We start from the raw sequence: 16,372 nt of genomic DNA, 5'->3' as shown, positions 1-16,372 counted from the left end.
CGGGCGTGCCCTGAGACGCGAGATCGCGGCTCCGCCCGGGAGGTCTGTGGACGCGGCAGTTCGCGTCCCGTGGCAACATGATCCTGTCCCTCATCCGGCGCAAAGCGCCGGCCGGTGCGACCCGGTACCCGTTCTCGCGCTGGAGCCCCCTCGGGCTCGCTGTCTCCGCCTTCCTCATCCTGGCGACGCTCGTGTCGCTGGGTCTCGGCGGGCTCAACCTCTCGGCCGACTTCTCGGGCGGGACGGTGGTTCAGGCGCGCGGGGAGGCACAGTGGGACCTCACCGCTCTGCGCTCCGACCTTGCGGCGGCGGGTATCGACGATGCCTCGGTCCAGAGCCTCGACGACGGCCAGACCGTCCTGATCCGCACGAGGGAGTCGGGAAGCGGCGCGACGGAGGCCATCACCTCGGCACTGGGACCCGAGGCCCGGGTGCTCGACGCCGCGACGGTCGGGCCCAAGGTCTCCGCCGAGCTGCTGCGCTCCGGACTGCTGTCCTGCCTGGCCGCAGTCACCGCTATCGGGGCTTATATCTGGATCCGTTTCGACGCCCGCTTCGCCCTCTCGGCTTTCCTCACGACCTTCCACGACACCGCGCTGATGGTTGGCTTCTTCGCCGTCACACGGATCAGCTTCGATCTGACCAGCGTCGCGGCGATCCTGCTGATCGCGGGCTATTCGATCAACGATACGGTGGTCGTCTTCGACCGCCTGCGCGAGGTTTTCGGCAAGCGCCCCGACCTGCCTCTGCGAGACGCCGTGGACGAAGCGGTGACGACCACCCTGAGGCGCACGCTGATGACCTCGGCCACCACGCTGGCGACGGCGCTGTCGCTGCTGATCTTCGGCGGGCCGGTGCTCTTCGGTTTCGCGGCGGCGGTCACCTTCGGTCTGCTGCTCGGCACCCTGTCCAGTATCTTCGTGGCGGCACCGCTCCTACTGCACCTGCCGGGCGGCCTGTCGGGCAGAGCGCGGGCGGAGGACGGCGCCCCCGCATCGGATCACTCGATGATCGGATCGGCGTCCGGCAGCGACTCGAGCTCGGCCTCCGGATCGGGAACCGTGTCGATCTCGGGCGCGGGTGCGAGGTCGTCCAAGGCCTGAACCCCGGGCCCCTCGCCCATCTCGGCGTCGATGCGCTCGATCGCGGCGTCGGTGATGTCGACGGCCCCCGCTCCGAGGACGACGGTCCTGCGGTCGAGAATGACCGCCGCGCCCCGCTCTATCATCAGGTTAGCCAGCACGGGCCGGACCGCACCCAGAAAGGCCGCCTGAGCCTGCTGCACCCGCTCGCCGATGGCGCGTTCCTTGGCGTCCTGCTCGCGGCGGATCTCTTGGACGCGCGCGTCGAACTCCTCCGCCTCGGCCCGGAATTCCTCGGGCGGGATATCGGGGCGGCGCTCCGTCAGGTCGCGCTCTTCCGCTTCCAGACGGGCGGCGATCCGGCGGTTCTCTTCCGCGAGCGCCTCGGTCTCGGCCTGGATCTCTTCGGTGATGTGCTGGCCGAACCGGCTCTCGGAGAAGACCCGGTCGGGATCGATGGTCAGCACGGGAGAGCGCACGACCTCAGGCCCCTGCACCGGGAATTGCTCCGCCACGTTGCCCTGCTGTTGCGCGGGAAGGGTGCCGGGCAGCAGGAGCGCGAGCAGAGCCGCGCAGAGGCCGCCTGCCCGGCGCGCCGGCATCAGAAGCTCGTCGAGATCGTGATGTCGAACTCGTTCGTCTCGTCCTGCTCCTGGACGTCGACCGGCTCGGAGAAGTTGAACCGCAGTGGGCCGATCGGCGTGTCCCAGAAGATCGAGACGCCGGCGACGGTCCGGGGCGTGTAGTCGTTGTAGAGCACGTCGGCCCCGTAGGTTTCGCCCACGTCCCAGACGGAACCGTGGTCGAGGAAGACACCGCCGGTGATCCCGTATTCCTCCGGCAGGCCGAGCGGGAACTCCGCCTCGACACGGGCGACGGCGTAGTAGTTGCCGCCGAGCGCGTCGCCGGTGTCCGCGTCGCGCGGGCCCACCCCGTTCGGCTCGAAGCCCCGGAAGATGCGGGAGCCGAGAAAGTAGCGGTCGGTCACACGGCTGGAGCCCTCGTTGTACTTGAGCGCGCCGCCCTCGACGGTTCCGCGCAGGATCACGTCGTCGTTGAAGACACGCGTCTCGACCGCGGCCGAGGCCGAGGTGCGGACGAACTGGTTGTCGCCCACGCCGAATTCCTGCCCGAAGCGCAGGATGACGCCGGTGTTCGGGTCGAGGCCCGCGCGGCGCGTGTCGTAGCTATAAGAGTAGCCGAGCGAGTTGGTGGATACGCCGCCCTGCTCCGCCTCTTCGAAGATCACGATACTGGCGCGGTCCTTCGGAGGATCGGTCCGCTCTCCGGCGACGCCGGTGATGTCGGTGTACTCGTAGGCATAGAATACCGAGAGACGGCCGTTCTGGCTCACCGGGAAGGCCAGCGAGGGGCTGAAGCGGCCGGTCTCCGTGTCGTAGAGCGCGCTGGCGTTGTCGGTCGTCCGGTAGTTCGCGTTCAGGCCAAAGCGGAGGTCGCGACCGAGGAAGGCGGGCTCGGAGAAGGACACGCCGACGTTGCGGGTGTCCGCCCCGACCGAGATGTCGAAGGAGAGCCCCTGCCCGCGCCCGAGGAAGTTGTCCTCGGAGAAGCTGGCAACGAGGCTCACGCCGTTGTCGCTGTTGTAATTCGCCCCGAAGGAGAGCGAGCCGGTGGGCTGCTCGGTCACGTCGACGTCGATGACCACCTGGTCGGGAGACGACCCCTCGCGGGCGTTCACGTCGGTGGAGGCGAAGAAGCCCAGTGCGCGGATGCGCTCGGCGCTCTCGCGGATCTCGCGCGGGTTGAAGGGGTCGCCCTCGACCGTGTTGAACTGGCGCCGGATCACGCGGTCGAGGGTCGTGGTGTTGCCTTCGATGTCGATGCGTTCGACGAAGATCCGCTCGCCGGGGACCAGCGCGTAGTTCACGTTCAGGATCAGGCCGCGGTCGTCGCGGGTGATCTGGGGGTCGACGCGGACGAAGTTGAGACCCTTGCGGAGCGCCAGCGTCTCGAGCCGGGCGATGTCGTTCTCGATCCGGCTGGGCGAGTAGACCATGCCGGTGCGGAGCCGGGCGGCCGCGAGGAATTCCTGGGCGTCGGCGCCCGCGACCTGCGAAGAGGCGGTGACGTTGCCGACGCGGAACTGCTGCCCTTCCTGGACGAAGAAGGTGATCAGGTAGGCATCACGCTCGCGAGTGAGCGAGACGTCCACGTCGGTGATCAGGAAGTCCGGGTAGCCCCGCGAGTTGTAGAAATCGGTCAGGACCTGGCGGTCGAACTGGAGACGTTCGGCCGAGAAGGTGTCGCGCTGGACGAGCAGGCGGAGGAGGCCCGCCTGCTTGGTCTCGAGCACGCCGCGCAGGCGGCGGTCCGAGAAGGTCTGGTTGCCGACGAAGGAGATCCGCTCGACCTCGGTGATGCCGCCCTCGGCGATCTCGAAGACGAGGTCGACGCGGTTGTTGTCACGGCGGATGATCGTGGGGCGCACGACGGCGCCGATCCGGCCCTGCGAGGCGTAGGCCTCGGTGATGGCGGCGGTGTCGCGCTCTGCCTGGGCGGTGGAGTAGACGTCGCGCGGGGTGCTCTGGACGACGGCGGCGAGCTGCTCGTCCGAGATGCGGTCGTTGCCCTCGAAGGCGACGATGTTGACGGTCGGGTTCTCGACGACGCGGATGACGAGGGTGCCGCCCTGGGGCACGACCTCGACCGCGCTGAAGAGGCCCGTCTCGCGGATCGCCTGGGCGGCGTCGTTGAGCTCGGCCGCCGTCACCGTCTCGCCGCGCGAGATGCCGGTGTAGCTGAGGATGGTGGAGTCCTCGATCCGCTGGTTGCCGGTGACCGAGACGGAGCCGAAGGAGTAGGTCTGCGCGGAAACCGCACTGCCGGTAACTGCTAGCGAGACCGAGAGCGCCGCGGCTCTGATCGCAAGATGGACGTGCCCCGCACTGCTCCGGGTTTTTTGCATGTCTTCCGCCCCACCAGACATCCCTCAATTGAAAGTCTGGTACCGGGCGAATGGGCACTTGTCAAAACGAGAACGCGCGCCGGAAGGCGCGCGTTCGTCGAGCGTTGTTTGAGAGGCTCAGAACCCGGTGAGCGATCCGATAAAGGCGCCGGCCCAAAGCGCTCCGACGATCGTGACAACCGAAAGAAGCCGGTCCCAGTTGAGACCGATCAGCAGCGATACGCCGCGATACCCTTGAGCCAAAGTCTGCATGGTTGCCTTCGCCATCCGATGCTTCGTTCACCGTCAGTGATGCGGATGGATTGTGGCGCGAAATGGGCAAGCCCGTGCAGATACGGGGAAATTCACGCCCATTCGCAAGATTGTTCTCAGCAGAGGAAAAGGTCGTTGGCCAGCGCGAAGAGCATCAGGGTGAGAAGGATCGAGAGCCCGGCCGCCATCAGGACCCGCAGCGCCCGGTCGGAGGGCGGACGCCCGGAAACGGCCTCGTAGGCGTGGAACACGAGATGCCCGCCATCGAGGATCGGGACCGGGAAGAGGTTGAGCAGGCCCACCGCGGTCGAGAGGACCGCGACGAACCAGATGAAGTCCGAGGCCCCCTGGCTCGCCATGGCGCCGGAGGTTTCGGCGATGCCCACGGGGCCGGAGAGATTGCAGGTGGAAATGGCCCCCGTCAGCATGTGCCACAGCCCGGACAGCGACGACTTCGCGATGAACCAGACCTGCGCCGCGCCGTACTGGATCGAGGACAGGAGACCGGGGCTTTCGGTCTCGGGCTCGAAGAAGAGCCCGCCGGTGATCCCGATGAGCCAGCGCGTCTCGAAGCCTCCCTCGGGGCTCGGCAGGTCGACACGGCGCGGAACCAGCGTGAATTCGAGGATTTCTCCGTCGCGCCAGACCTGCAGCCCGAGCGGCGTTCCGCCCGCCTCGGCCACCTGGTCGCGCAACTGGTCGAAGGTCCGGACGTCCTGTCCGTCGATCGAGAGGATCACGTCGCCCACGCGAAGGTCGACGTCCATCGCCGCCGATTGCGGGCTCAGACCGGCGATGACGGGCGGATAGGGAAACGGTCCCTGGACGGTCATGACCTCGTCGCCGCGACGCACCTCATAGTCGAGCACCGGCTCCTGCGGGAGTTCGTCGAGGTAGGCGTCGAACCCCTCCAGTCCCGGTGTCTCCTGCCCGGCGATCGAGAGGATCTCGTCGCCCGGCTGAAGCTCCTGCGTGTAAGCCGGCGGAAGGGCGCGGACCTCGGCGACGGTCAGCGGATCCGCCGTGCGCCCCTCGATGAGGATGACGCCCATGAAAATAAAGAACGACAGGACGAAATTGAACACGGGACCGGCCGCGACCGTCGCGGCGCGCGCCCAGAGCGGCGCGCCGAGCATGGTGCGGCGCTTGTCGACTTCCCGGATGTCCGTGTCGTCACCGCCGACGCTGGCGGCGTTGGCGTCGCCCAGGAACTTGACGTAGCCGCCGAAGGGCAGCGCCGCGATCTGCCAGCGCGTCCCGCGCTTGTCCGTCCGCGAGTAGAGCACGGGACCGAAGCCCAGCGAGAAAACCTCGGCGTCGATGCCGGACCAGCGGCCGACGATGTAGTGACCGTATTCATGGATCGCGACGATGATCGACAGCGCGACCACAAATGCGATGATGGTGAAGGCCGCGCCTCCGAACGTGGGGAGAAGCTCTGTCACGTCTGCTCAGCCTTTTGCCTGGACCGTCCGGATCACCTCCGCCGCCACGGTCCGCGCCGCACGGTCGGTGTCGAGTACAGTATCTAGGTCCGTCATTGTCATTTGAAGGGTGCCCTGCCCTGACATTCGCGTCAGCACGTCCTCGACGACCGCCGCCATGTCGAGAAACCGGATGCGGCCTTCGATGAAGGCATCGAGCGCGCATTCCTTGGCGGCGTTGAAGACGCAGCCCGCAAGTCCGCCCTGATCCATCACCGACCGGGCGAGCCTCAGGGCCGGGTATCTGCGGAGATCGGGCTCCCGGAAGGTGAGCTGGCCGATCTTCGCAAGGTCGAGCCGCTCCACCGGCAGCGGCCGGCGGTCGGGCCAGTGCAGGGCATAGCCGATGGCGTGCCGCATGTCCGCCGGGCCGACATGCGCCATGAGCGCGCCATCGGTGAAGCCGACCAGCGCATGGATCAGGCTCTCGGGGTGGACGACCGTCTCGATCCGGGCAGGGTCGATACCGAAGAACTCTTTGGTCTCAATGAGTTCCAAGGCTTTGTTAAACATGGAAGCGCTGTCGATGGTGATGCGCTGACCCATGTCCCAATTCGGATGCGAAGAGGCCTGCTCGACCGTCGCCGCGGCGAGGTCCTCGATCGGCCAGTCGCGGAAGGCGCCGCCGGAGGCGGTGATGACGATCCGCTCGACAGCGCTCATTTCCTCGCCCACCAGCGCCTGGAAGACGGCGGAATGCTCGCTGTCGACCGGCAAGAGCGTGGCGCCGTGGGCCGCGACCTCCTGCATGACAAGGGGACCTGCGCAGACGAGAGTCTCCTTGTTGGCAAGCGCGAGCGTGCCGCCGCGCCGGATGACGTCCAGCCCCGGCGCAAGGCCTGCCGCGCCGACGATGCCGGAGATCGTCCAGTCCGCTGGCCTCATGGCCGCCTCGCGGACCGCCTCCGGCCCGGCCGCCGTCTCGATGCCGGTCCCGGCGAGCCGGTCCTTCAGATCGTCGGCCAGTTCGGGGTGGCAGGTCACCGCGAGCGCGGCCCGGTGCTCGACGGCGGCAGCGGCGAGATCGTCGAGATTGCGGCCGCCGGTGAGCGCGACGACCTCGTAGTCATCGGGTGCTCGCGCGATCAGGTCGAGCGTTTGCCGCCCGATGGATCCGGTCGCGCCGAGAACGCTGATACGTCTCAAAAGCCGACCCCGGGCACGTCGAAGACCGCAGAGATGAGGAGCATGGTGACCGCCGCGCCCAACAGCGCGTCGAAGCGGTCGAAGAGCCCGCCGTGACCCGGGATCAGCGTGGAGCTGTCCTTGACCCCCATCCGCCGCTTGAGCGCGGATTCAGCGATGTCACCCATCTGGCCCGCAAAGCTGATGAACATGGACAGAAGGATCAGGATCGGGCCTGCCTCGGTCGCGGCCCAGAAGACAGCGCCGACGAGCCCGGCGCCGATCCAGCCGGCGATGGTCCCGCTCCATGTCTTCTTGGGACTGACCTTGGGCCAGAACTTCGGCCCGCCGAAGCGGCGCCCGGCGAAGTAGCCCGCGATGTCAGTGACGGCCACGACGAGGATCAGCCAGATCAGCCAGCCGGCCCCCTGTTCATGCCGGAAGACGACAAGCCCCCAGCCCGCGGCCTGGATGGCGAAGGCGAAGGCGCCGAAGGTCAGCCGCTCCCGGGTGGAGCCCAGGATGCCCAGCGCGGGGACGATGGGGAAGAAGAGCAGGAACCAGCCCTGCTCGACCGAAAGAAACCCGGAGAGGACCGAGGCCGTGAGCGCCGCCAGCAGCATCCCCACCGTGGGCCGGGAGGGATGGATCATGATCCAGAGCTCCCAGATCATCACCGAGACGCAGAAGACGGCAAGCATCTGGAACCAGACGCCGCCCGCGAGGATCGCGATGGTGCCGATGACGACCATCGCCGCCCCGGAGCCGAGGCGGACGCGGAGGTCGTCCCACCGGGTCGGGTCGGCGCCTCGCAGCATCAGGGGATCAGGCCTTCACCGCCCCGAAGCGCCTCTCGCGGCCGGAATACTGGCCGACGATGCGCTTGAACTCGGCCGCGCCGAAGTCGGGCCAGAGCGTATCGACGAACTCGTACTCGGCATAGGCGGACTGCCAGAGCAGGAAGTTCGAGATCCGCGCCTCACCGCTCGTGCGGATGACGAGATCCGGGTCGGGCAGGAAGCGGGTGTCCAGGAAACGGGCGAGCGTCTCGGCATCCACGTCGGCATGGCCGAGGCGGCCCTGCTCGATCTCGTAGGCGAGACGCTGGGCGGCTCGGGTCACCTCGTCGCGGCCGCCATAGTTCAGCGCGATGGTCAGGTGTACCCTGTCGTTGTTCGAGGTCAGCAGCTCGAGCTCGTCCATCAGGCGCACGAGCTTCTCGTCGAGCTTGATGCGGTCGCCGATGAAGCGGACGCGGACGCCGCGGGCCAGGAGGTCGCGCGCCTCGCGCTGGATGTAGCGGCGGAAGAGGCCCATGAGGCCCGCGACCTCGGTCTGGGTCCGCTTCCAGTTCTCGGTCGAGAATGCGAAGATCGTCAGATACTTGACGCCGATATCGGGGCAGGCCTCGACGATTTCGCGGACCCGCTTGGCCCCGGCGTGATGGCCGAAGAGACGCGGCTTTCCGCGCTGCTGAGCCCAGCGGCCGTTGCCGTCCATGATGACCGCAACGTGGTGCGGTCCGGTGGTCGTCTTGTCATCGGCCATCCGGCCTACTCCTAACGGTGCCGCTCGGCGCCCCTTGACCGGGGTGCCTCGCGGGCGTTGTGTCGGTCCGTCGCGTCCCCGGCCTTCGGAGGACCGCCCTTGCCGGCTCAGACCTGCATGATCTCCGCCTGCTTGGTCTCCAGCGCCTCGTCGACCGCCTTGATGTAGGAGTCGGTCATCTCCTGCACTTCGCCTTCCCAGAGCTTCTGGTCATCCTCGGACAGACCCTCGCTCTTGGCCTTCTTGATCTGGTCCATGCCGTCGCGACGGACGTTCCGGATCGAGACGCGGGCGTGCTCGGCGTACTGGCCCGCCACCTTGGTCAACTCGCGCCGGCGCTCTTCGTTCAACTCGGGGATCGGCAGCATGATGATCGTGCCGTTCATCTGCGGGTTGATGCCGAGACCGCTCTCGCGGATCGCCTTCTCGACCTTGTTCACGAGACCCTTGTCCCAGACGTTGACCGTGACCATCCGTGGCTCGGGCACGTTGACGGTGCCCACCTGGTTGATCGGCGTCATCTGGCCGTAGGCCTCGACCTGCACCGGCTCCAGCATGGAGGCGGAGGCGCGGCCGGTCCGAAGCGAGGCGAACTCGGTCCGGAGGTTGCTCATCGCGCCGTCCATGCGGCGCTTCAGGTCGTCGGTGTCTAGCTCGAACTCGTCTGCCATAGGTAAATGCCCGGGGTCCGTGATTTTGCCTTGCTATAACGGCATGGCCCGGACGTGTATAGGGCAGCGGCGCGGGGCGTGTCCGGCTGTGGCGGGACGGTCAGCCGTGGACCTTGGTATAGGTCCCCTGCCCCGCGAGGATCCCGCGGAAGCCGCCGGGCTCGTCCAGCGAGAAGACGATGATCGGCAGCGAATTGTCCCGGGCGAGCGCGATGGCCGAGGCATCCATGACGCCGAGGTGCTTCTGCAGGCACTCGTCGTAGGTCACCGTCTCGTAGCGCTTGGCATCGGGGAATTTCTTGGGGTCCTTGTCGTAGACCCCGTCGACCTTGGTGCCCTTGAAGATCGCCTCGCAGGCCATCTCGTTGGCGCGCAGCGTCGCGGCGGTATCGGTGGTGAAGTAGGGGTTGCCGGTCCCGGCGGCGAAGATGCAGACCCGCTTCTTCTCGAGGTGACGGACGGCGCGGCGGCGGATGTAGGGCTCGGCCACCTCGTCCATGCGGATCGCGGAGATCACCCGGGTATAGACCCCCTCGGCCTCCAGCGCGGACTGCATCGCCAGTGCGTTCATCACCGTTGCGAGCATGCCCATGTAGTCGGCGGTGGTCCGCTCCATCCCCTGCGCAGCACCCGCGAGGCCGCGGAAGATGTTGCCGCCGCCGATCACCATGCAGATCTCGACGCCGAGATCGTGGACCGACTTCACCTCCCGGGCGATGCGTTCGACGGTGGGCGGATTGAGCCCGTAGCCCGCGTCCCCCATCAGCGCCTCGCCGGAGATCTTCAGGAGAACCCTCTGATAGGTCGGCTGTTCGCTGTCTCTCATCGGGGGCTCCTCTTTATGTCGCGCGCAAAATGCGGGATACGGCCTTTCTGTCAATGCCCGCCCGAAGGCTGCGGACCGCCCCGATGATCCCCCTGCCCGACATTCCGGAGGACCGTCCCGTGCTCATCGCAGGGCCGACGGCGAGCGGCAAGTCGGGACTTGCGCTTCGGATCGCCGAAACGGGCGGCAGGGTCATCGTCAACGCGGATGCTCTTCAGGTCTTCGACGGGTGGCGCATCCTGACGGCCCGCCCGGACGCCGGGGATATGGAGCGGGCGCCGCATGCGCTCTACGGGCACGTCCCCCATGACGCCAGCTACTCCGCCGGCGATTGGCTGCGAGAGGCCGCCCGCTATCTCGACGGGGCCGAGCGGCCGATTTTCGTTGGCGGCACGGGGCTCTACTTCTCGGCCCTGACCGAGGGACTGGCAGAGATTCCCGCCACGCCGCCGGAGGTCCGGGCCGAGGGCGACAGCCTGCCTCTCGAGACGATGGTGGCTGAACTCGACGACGAGACGCGGGCAAAGCTGGACCTGCGCAACCGCGCCCGGGTCCAGCGGGCCTGGGAGGTCGCGCGGGCGACGGGCCGGTCGATCTCCGCCTGGCAGGCGGACACGCCGCCGCCCCTGCTGCCGATCGATGCTGCGGCCCCGCTGGTTCTGCGGCCCGAGGTCGAATGGCTCGACGCCCGCATCGCCGGACGATTCGAGCAGATGCTGGAGGATGGCGTCCTCGACGAGGCGCGCGCCATGCGCCCCCGCTGGTCACCCGGCCACCAGAGCGCCAAGGCCATCGGCGCGGCCGAGCTCATCGCCCATGTCGAAGGCAGGATGACGCTGGAAGAGGCACGGCAGGCAGTACTCGTCGCGACGCGGCAATACGCGAAGAGACAGCGGACATGGTTCCGGAATCGCATGAAAAACTGGACACCCATCCACCTGCCGTCCCCAGACTGACCCCAAGGTTATCCACAGGCGTCTCTCCTGATTGTTTCCGAACGGGGGTTGATCCTCGCCCGGCAACTCCCCTTGATGGCGCCGATGACGCTAGGGAAGAAATCCGCATGGACATGAAGGCGGGCACAGATCGGCTCGACCTACGGGCCGTGAGCCAGGGCGCCGAGGGCTCCCGGTGGCGCACCGAGGCCATGCGCTCCTATTCCAGCCCGCGACTTCTCTTCGTCTCCCGCGGACAGGGCCGGATCACTGTGGCCGGCCTGACCTCCGGCTACGGGCCGAACAACCTCGTCTATCTGCCCGCCCGGACGATGTGGGGGATGGAGGCGGGAAAGACCGTCTACGCCCAGATCCTGACGATTCCCCGGGCGCTCGAGACAGAGTGGCCGGAGGAGCCGGTGCATCTGCGCCTGCGCGACGTCCATGCCCAGAAGGAACTGGCGCTGATCCTGGACCGGCTGGAGGAAGAACTGCGCTCCGACCGGCTGGGGCACGAGCGGGCTGCGCACTACCACGCGGGGCTCCTCGCCGTCTTCTTCGCGCGCCAGTGCGAAGGGCTGCCCGCCGAAACCCGGCGGGAGAAGAGCGCGGCGCGGCTGGCGGCGGCTTTCACGGATCTGGTGGAGCGCGACTTCCGCTCGGGCAAGGGCGTCGCGGATTATGCCGCCGCGCTCGGCGTGACGCCCACGCACCTCACGCGCGTCTGCAAGGCGAGCTGCGGCCGGTCGGCCCATGCCATCCTCAACGACCGGATCCTCTACGAGGCGCGTCGGGCCCTGCGGGAGAGCCGGGTGCCGATCAAGGAGATCGCCTCCGGTCTCGGCTACACCTCCGCCGCCTATTTCACCCGGTCGTTTCAATCGGCCACCGGCGAGACGCCCTCCGCCTTCCGCGCCGCGGCGAGGTAAGCGCAGCGGCACCGCGCGGTTATGTCGCTTTCCGACAAGAAGCGCGTCGTTTTTTGACCGCAAATGCCGGTCGCAACCGTTGACCCGCCAAGAAAAAACATGCCGAATGCGCGCTACAACGAAAAACTCCGGGACCCCGACTGCCGATAGCCGATCCCTGCGCCCGGCGCAGAGACCGCGATCGGATGGGCGGGTGCATCCCTGAGACACGACTGGGAGACAGCGATGACCAAGACCCTCACCGGGGCGCCCGTACACCCGGCGGCCGAGACCTATGTCCGCGACTACGAAGCCGGCAAGCTCGACCGCCGCGAATTCCTCGCCCGAACGACGGCCCTCGGCGTTACCGCCGCCGGCGCCTACGGCATGATCGGCCTGGCGCAACCCGCGCAGGCGGCCGAGCACATGCAGCAGGGCGGCACGCTGCGGATGCAGATGGAAGTCCGCGCGCTGAAGGATCCGCGCACCTTCGACTGGACCCAGATGGCCTACGTCGTCTCCGGCTGGCTCGAGTACCTCGTCGAGTACAACAACGACGGCTCGTTCCAGCCGATGCTGCTGGAAAGCTGGGAGGTCAACGACGACGCGACCCAGTACACCCTGAACGTCCGCCAGGGCGTGACCTGGAACGACGGCACGCCCTTCACCGCCGAGGACGTGGCCTTCAACATCACCCGCTGGTGCGAGCGCGACGTCGAGGGCAACTCGATGGCCACGCGCTTTGCCGTCATTATCGATGACGAGACCGGCGAGGCGATGGACGGCGCGATCGAGGTGGTGGACGAGCACACCGTCCGTCTCAACCTGCCCGCGCCGGACATCACGCTGATCGCCGGCATGGCCGACTATCCCGCGCCGATCGTGCCGCAGGACTTCTCGGCCGATCAGCTGCTGGAGAACCAGAAGGGTACCGGACCCTATCTCAACACCGGCCACGAGGTCGGCGTCCGCTCGACGCTGGTGCGCAACGAGGGCCACGAGTGGTGGGGCTATGCTGCCGGCAAGGGCGCGGCGCTCGATACCATCGAGTTCATCGACTACGGCACCGATCCCGTCTCCTGGCTCGCCGCCGCGGAGGCCGGCGAGGTCGACGTGCTCTACGAGACGGTGGGCGAGTTCATCGATATCTTCGACAGCATCGGCTGGCAGAAGTCCGAGGTCGTCTCGGGTGCGACCATCGTCATCCGGCCCAACCAGCTGGCCGAGGTCAACGGGATGCGCCCCTACGAGGATGTCCGCGTGCGCCAGGCCATCGTGAAGGCCGTCGACAACTCGGTCTGCCTGCAGCTGGGCTATGCCTCGCGCGGTGTCGAGGCGAACAACCACCACGTCGCCCCGATCCACCCGGAATACGCCGAGGTGCCGCGGCTGGAGTACGACCCCGAAGCCGCCTATGCGCTTCTCGAAGAGGCCGGCATGACCGACTTCGAGTTCGAGCTGATCTCCATCGACGACGACTGGCGCCGCAACACGACCGATGCCGTCGCCGCCCAATTGCGCGACGCGGGCTTCAACGTGACCCGCACCGTCCTGCCGGGCTCGACCTTCTGGAACGACTGGACGAACTACCCCTTCAGCTCCACGAACTGGAACCACCGTCCGCTCGGCACGCAGATCCTCGGTCTCGCCTACCGCACCGGGGAGGCCTGGAACGAGTTCGGCTTCTCGAACGAGGAGTTCGACAGCCTGCTGGCAGAGGCCAACTCGATCGCCGACGCCGATGCGCGCCGCGAGGTCATGGCACGGCTCGAGCAGATTCTCGTGGACGAGGGCGTCACGATCCAGCCCTACTGGCGCTCGCTTTACCGCCACGCCCGCGAGGGCGTCGTGGGTGCGGACCAGCACATCGCCTACCTGCCGCAGCTCTACAAGCTGGGCCTCGCGGCGTAACCATTCCGGAGGGGCCGCCACGCGGCGGCCCCGACGAACGGCTTCGAGGGCGGCGACAGGGGCCGCCCTCAGGACCTTGGGACAGGGGACCGGATGGGACTGTTCATACTCAGGCGGGTGGGCGTGATGCTGCTGACCGCGCTCTGCCTCACCTTCATCGTCTTCTTTCTGACCAACCTCTATCCGAACCTGGAAAAGCTCGCGAAGACGCAGGGCAACTTCCGGATGACGGACGAGCAGGTCGCGAGCTACCTCACCGACCGCGGCTACCTCGAGCCCCTGCCGATCAAGTACGGCCAGTGGCTCGGCGTCGTTCCGGGTTGGGTGATAGAGGGCCGGGACGGCACCGTCCGCTCGCGTTGTTTCGGCGAGTTGCCCGAGGGCGACCTGCCCGGGGACGCCGCCAACTACTGCGGCATCCTGCAGGGCAACTGGGGCTATTCCACCGTCTTCCGCGAAGACGTGGGCGAGATCATCTCGACCCGTCTCGCCCTGACCGGAAAGCTCATGTTCTGGGTGATGCTCGTGATGGTGCCCGGCGCCCTGATCATCGGCGTGCTCGCGGGCATGCGCGAGGGGAGCCGTACAGACCGGACGCTCTCGACCGCCTCGATCATCACGACCGCCACGCCGGAATACGTCTCCGGCGTCGTCTTCATCGCGGTCTTCGCCTCCTCCGCCGTCGGACTGCGATGGTTCAACGGCTCGGCCACCAGTGCCATGGAGAACGCGACTTTCGAGAACTTCACCCTGCCGGTGATGACCATCGCGCTCTACGGCATGGGCTATATCGCCCGGATGACCCGGGCCTCGATGACCGAGGTCATGACCGCCCAGTACATCCGGACCGCCCGGCTCAAGGGTGTGAGCTTCCCCAACATCGTGCTGAAGCACGCCCTGCGGAACGCGCTCATCGCGCCCTTCACGGTGATCATGCTCCAGTTTCCCTGGCTGCTGAACGGCGTGGTGATCGTCGAGACGATCTTCAACTACAAGGGCTTCGGCTGGACGCTGGTGCAGGCCGCTGGAAACAACGACATCGAATTGCTGCTCGGCGTCTCCGTGGTCTCCGTCTTCGTCGTGCTGGTGACGCAGCTGATCTCGGACATCGGCTACGTCTATCTCAACCCGCGCATCCGGATCGCCTGAGGAGAGACGCCCATGGACCCGCTCACCTGGACCGGATCGCTCGGCACGATCCTCAACCCGCTGCTCTTCGGCCTCGCCGGTCTCTTCCTGCTGGCGGTCGTGCTGCAGACGGTGGTCTCCTTCGTCGTGGAGGCGCCCGTGCTGCAGTCGAACCCGGACGGTACGATCGCCCGGACGCCGGGCTTCCCCGGCCTGCTGGAACAGGTGGTCAAGTGGCTGCTGCTGGGGCTGATCCTCGTGATCCTCGCCTATATCGTCGCGGGCGCGCTGATGCCCTACGGCTCGGCCGGGATCGTCGGCGCGGTCTCGGCGCGCTTCTCGCCCGTCTGGATCGCCCTCGTCGCGACCTTCGCGCTCTCGATCGCAACCAAGCGCAAGACGGGCCTCTACGGCAAGCTCTTCGACTCCACGATCGGGATGGTGGGCTTCGGGCTCGTGATGTTCTGGGTCTTCACCGCGGTCTTCGTGGGCTTCTTCGACCTCATCGCCACGCACGATCCCCTCAGCCAGATCGTGGCGATGAAGAACGAGGTCCCGGGCATGCCCGTGCAGGGCGGCGACGAAGGCGTCTTCCCGCACTACCTGCTGGGCGGCGACAACCTGGCCCGCGACATCTTCAGCCGGATGGTCGAGGGCTCGGTGGTGGTGATGCAGATCGCCCCGCTCGCGACGATCTTCGCCTTCATGGTGGGGATCACGCTGGGGCTTCCGGCCGGCTACTACGGCGGACGCCTCGACACGGTGCTGTCGTTCCTCGCCAACCTGATCCTGGCCTTCCCGGTGATCCTGCTCTTCTACCTGCTGGTCACGCCCGAGATCGTGGCGACGGGGATCCCCTCCTACATGGCGATGGTTCTCTTCATCTTCCCCATCGTCTTCTTCACCGTCCTACTGAACTCGCGCTACTACACCCGGCCGGCCCTGCGCACGGCGCTCCTTGTGGCGGTCGTGGGCAGCCTCGGCCTGCTCTACATCAGCCTGGTGAACGCCCAGGGCTCGGTGATAGACGTGCTCCCGGCCTGGCTCGACCTCTTCGACGTGCCGGGCGGCATCCTGGTGGTCTTCGTGGCCGTCGTCTTCGTGAACTCGCCCACGGTCTTCCGGATCGTCCGGGGCCTGGCGCTCGACATCAAGACGCGGGACTACGTCGCCGCCGCCCAGACCCGCGGCGAAGGGCCCTGGTACATCATGCTCTGGGAGATCCTGCCCAACGCGCGCGGTCCGCTCATCGTCGATTTCTGCCTGCGCATCGGCTACACGACGATCCTTCTCGGCACGCTGGGCTTCTTCGGCCTGGGCCTGCCGCCCGAAAGCCCCGACTGGGGGACGACGATCAACGACGGACGCCGGCTCCTGTCGATCTACCCGCACCCCGCGCTGCCCCCCGCCATCGCGCTCCTGACCCTCGTGCTGGGTCTGAACCTGCTGGCGGACGGATTGCGCGAGGAGAGCCTGAAGGACTGACCCGCCCCTCTTCTGGGCGAAAATATCCCGGGGGGCCGGGGGCTGGCCCCCGGTTCCACGGCCAAAGACAAGACCAGACGCTCCAGCAGGG

General features: G+C 67.4%; 15 protein-coding genes. 6 read left to right on the top strand and 9 right to left on the bottom strand.

Features of this window, described 5'->3' with window-relative positions; genetic code table 11:
- Positions 1 to 77: 77 nt before the first annotated feature.
- Complete coding sequence (gene secF, locus F3S47_RS05560; RefSeq protein ID WP_150444267.1) at positions 78 to 1,103, top strand: protein translocase subunit SecF; 1,026 nt, start codon at positions 78 to 80, stop codon at positions 1,101 to 1,103.
- Here the strand turns inward: secF and F3S47_RS05555 are convergent.
- From F3S47_RS05555 to pyrH, 9 genes are all read right to left on the bottom strand, one after another.
- On the bottom strand, positions 1,001 to 1,684 hold the full coding sequence (locus F3S47_RS05555; RefSeq protein WP_150444266.1) for an OmpH family outer membrane protein: 684 nt from the start codon (positions 1,682 to 1,684) through the stop codon (positions 1,001 to 1,003). The genes secF and F3S47_RS05555 overlap by 103 nt on opposite strands.
- A complete protein-coding gene (gene bamA, locus F3S47_RS05550; RefSeq protein ID WP_150444265.1) occupies positions 1,684 to 4,008 on the bottom strand; it encodes an outer membrane protein assembly factor BamA in 2,325 nt (774 codons plus the stop codon). The genes F3S47_RS05555 and bamA overlap by 1 nt, the downstream gene beginning before the upstream one ends.
- A gap of 117 nt (positions 4,009 to 4,125) precedes the next feature.
- The gene (locus F3S47_RS19310; RefSeq protein WP_191090140.1) at positions 4,126 to 4,275 is read right to left on the bottom strand and encodes a hypothetical protein; all 150 of its coding nucleotides are present in this window, start codon (positions 4,273 to 4,275) and stop codon (positions 4,126 to 4,128) included.
- A gap of 101 nt (positions 4,276 to 4,376) precedes the next feature.
- Entirely contained in the window at positions 4,377 to 5,705 is a 1,329-nt protein-coding gene (gene rseP, locus F3S47_RS05545) for an RIP metalloprotease RseP (RefSeq protein WP_150444264.1), read from the bottom strand.
- A gap of 6 nt (positions 5,706 to 5,711) precedes the next feature.
- Complete coding sequence (gene dxr / locus F3S47_RS05540) at positions 5,712 to 6,890, bottom strand: 1-deoxy-D-xylulose-5-phosphate reductoisomerase (RefSeq protein ID WP_150444263.1); 1,179 nt, start codon at positions 6,888 to 6,890, stop codon at positions 5,712 to 5,714.
- The gene (locus F3S47_RS05535; RefSeq protein ID WP_150444262.1) at positions 6,887 to 7,687 is read right to left on the bottom strand and encodes a phosphatidate cytidylyltransferase; all 801 of its coding nucleotides are present in this window, start codon (positions 7,685 to 7,687) and stop codon (positions 6,887 to 6,889) included. Before F3S47_RS05535 ends, dxr begins: the two co-directional genes overlap by 4 nt.
- 7 nt (positions 7,688 to 7,694) lie before the next feature.
- Positions 7,695 to 8,417, bottom strand: a complete 723-nt coding sequence (gene uppS / locus F3S47_RS05530; RefSeq protein ID WP_150444261.1) for a polyprenyl diphosphate synthase — start codon at positions 8,415 to 8,417, stop codon at positions 7,695 to 7,697.
- A gap of 107 nt (positions 8,418 to 8,524) precedes the next feature.
- Positions 8,525 to 9,088 carry a ribosome recycling factor gene (gene frr / locus F3S47_RS05525; RefSeq protein WP_150444260.1) on the bottom strand — a complete coding sequence of 188 codons (564 nt, stop codon included), beginning with the start codon at positions 9,086 to 9,088 and terminating at the stop codon, positions 8,525 to 8,527.
- Between the two features lie 100 nt (positions 9,089 to 9,188).
- On the bottom strand, positions 9,189 to 9,914 hold the full coding sequence (pyrH, locus tag F3S47_RS05520; protein WP_150444259.1) for a UMP kinase: 726 nt from the start codon (positions 9,912 to 9,914) through the stop codon (positions 9,189 to 9,191).
- Between the two features lie 83 nt (positions 9,915 to 9,997).
- Between pyrH and miaA the strand changes: the two genes are divergently transcribed.
- The 5 genes from miaA (at position 9,998) to F3S47_RS05495 (ending at position 16,281) form a co-directional block, all read left to right on the top strand.
- Positions 9,998 to 10,870 carry a tRNA (adenosine(37)-N6)-dimethylallyltransferase MiaA gene (miaA, locus tag F3S47_RS05515; protein WP_150444258.1) on the top strand — a complete coding sequence of 291 codons (873 nt, stop codon included), beginning with the start codon at positions 9,998 to 10,000 and terminating at the stop codon, positions 10,868 to 10,870.
- Between the two features lie 107 nt (positions 10,871 to 10,977).
- The gene (locus F3S47_RS05510) at positions 10,978 to 11,778 is read left to right on the top strand and encodes a helix-turn-helix domain-containing protein (protein ID WP_150444257.1); all 801 of its coding nucleotides are present in this window, start codon (positions 10,978 to 10,980) and stop codon (positions 11,776 to 11,778) included.
- A 225-nt stretch (positions 11,779 to 12,003) separates the two neighbouring features.
- Positions 12,004 to 13,668 carry an ABC transporter substrate-binding protein gene (locus tag F3S47_RS05505; RefSeq protein ID WP_150444256.1) on the top strand — a complete coding sequence of 555 codons (1,665 nt, stop codon included), beginning with the start codon at positions 12,004 to 12,006 and terminating at the stop codon, positions 13,666 to 13,668.
- A 93-nt stretch (positions 13,669 to 13,761) separates the two neighbouring features.
- Entirely contained in the window at positions 13,762 to 14,817 is a 1,056-nt protein-coding gene (locus F3S47_RS05500) for an ABC transporter permease (protein ID WP_150444255.1), read from the top strand.
- A 12-nt stretch (positions 14,818 to 14,829) separates the two neighbouring features.
- Positions 14,830 to 16,281: an ABC transporter permease gene (locus F3S47_RS05495; protein WP_150444254.1), complete on the top strand. Its 1,452-nt coding sequence runs from the start codon at positions 14,830 to 14,832 to the stop codon at positions 16,279 to 16,281.
- Positions 16,282 to 16,372: the final 91 nt, after the last annotated feature.

The sequence above is a fragment of the Histidinibacterium aquaticum genome (assembly GCF_008710275.1).
Lineage (GTDB): Bacteria > Pseudomonadota > Alphaproteobacteria > Rhodobacterales > Rhodobacteraceae > Oceanicola > Oceanicola aquaticus.
The sequence above is the reverse complement of the archived record's forward strand: the minus strand, read 5'-3'. Positions and strand labels throughout refer to the sequence as shown.

Excerpts from the sequence above, each read along its gene's own strand:
- F3S47_RS05505 (WP_150444256.1), top strand. The coding sequence starts at position 12,004 with ATGACCAAGACCCTCACCGGGGCGCCCGTACACCCGGCGGCCGAGACC.
- bamA (WP_150444265.1), bottom strand. The coding sequence starts at position 4,008 with ATGCAAAAAACCCGGAGCAGTGCGGGGCACGTCCATCTTGCGATCAGA.
- frr (WP_150444260.1), bottom strand. The coding sequence starts at position 9,088 with ATGGCAGACGAGTTCGAGCTAGACACCGACGACCTGAAGCGCCGCATG.
- F3S47_RS05500 (WP_150444255.1), top strand. The coding sequence starts at position 13,762 with ATGGGACTGTTCATACTCAGGCGGGTGGGCGTGATGCTGCTGACCGCG.
- pyrH (WP_150444259.1), bottom strand. The coding sequence starts at position 9,914 with ATGAGAGACAGCGAACAGCCGACCTATCAGAGGGTTCTCCTGAAGATC.
- uppS (WP_150444261.1), bottom strand. The coding sequence starts at position 8,417 with ATGGCCGATGACAAGACGACCACCGGACCGCACCACGTTGCGGTCATC.
- miaA (WP_150444258.1), top strand. The coding sequence starts at position 9,998 with ATGATCCCCCTGCCCGACATTCCGGAGGACCGTCCCGTGCTCATCGCA.
- F3S47_RS05495 (WP_150444254.1), top strand. The coding sequence starts at position 14,830 with ATGGACCCGCTCACCTGGACCGGATCGCTCGGCACGATCCTCAACCCG.
- secF (WP_150444267.1), top strand. The coding sequence starts at position 78 with ATGATCCTGTCCCTCATCCGGCGCAAAGCGCCGGCCGGTGCGACCCGG.
- F3S47_RS19310 (WP_191090140.1), bottom strand. The coding sequence starts at position 4,275 with ATGGCGAAGGCAACCATGCAGACTTTGGCTCAAGGGTATCGCGGCGTA.
- F3S47_RS05510 (WP_150444257.1), top strand. The coding sequence starts at position 10,978 with ATGGACATGAAGGCGGGCACAGATCGGCTCGACCTACGGGCCGTGAGC.
- F3S47_RS05555 (WP_150444266.1), bottom strand. The coding sequence starts at position 1,684 with ATGCCGGCGCGCCGGGCAGGCGGCCTCTGCGCGGCTCTGCTCGCGCTC.
- F3S47_RS05535 (WP_150444262.1), bottom strand. The coding sequence starts at position 7,687 with ATGCTGCGAGGCGCCGACCCGACCCGGTGGGACGACCTCCGCGTCCGC.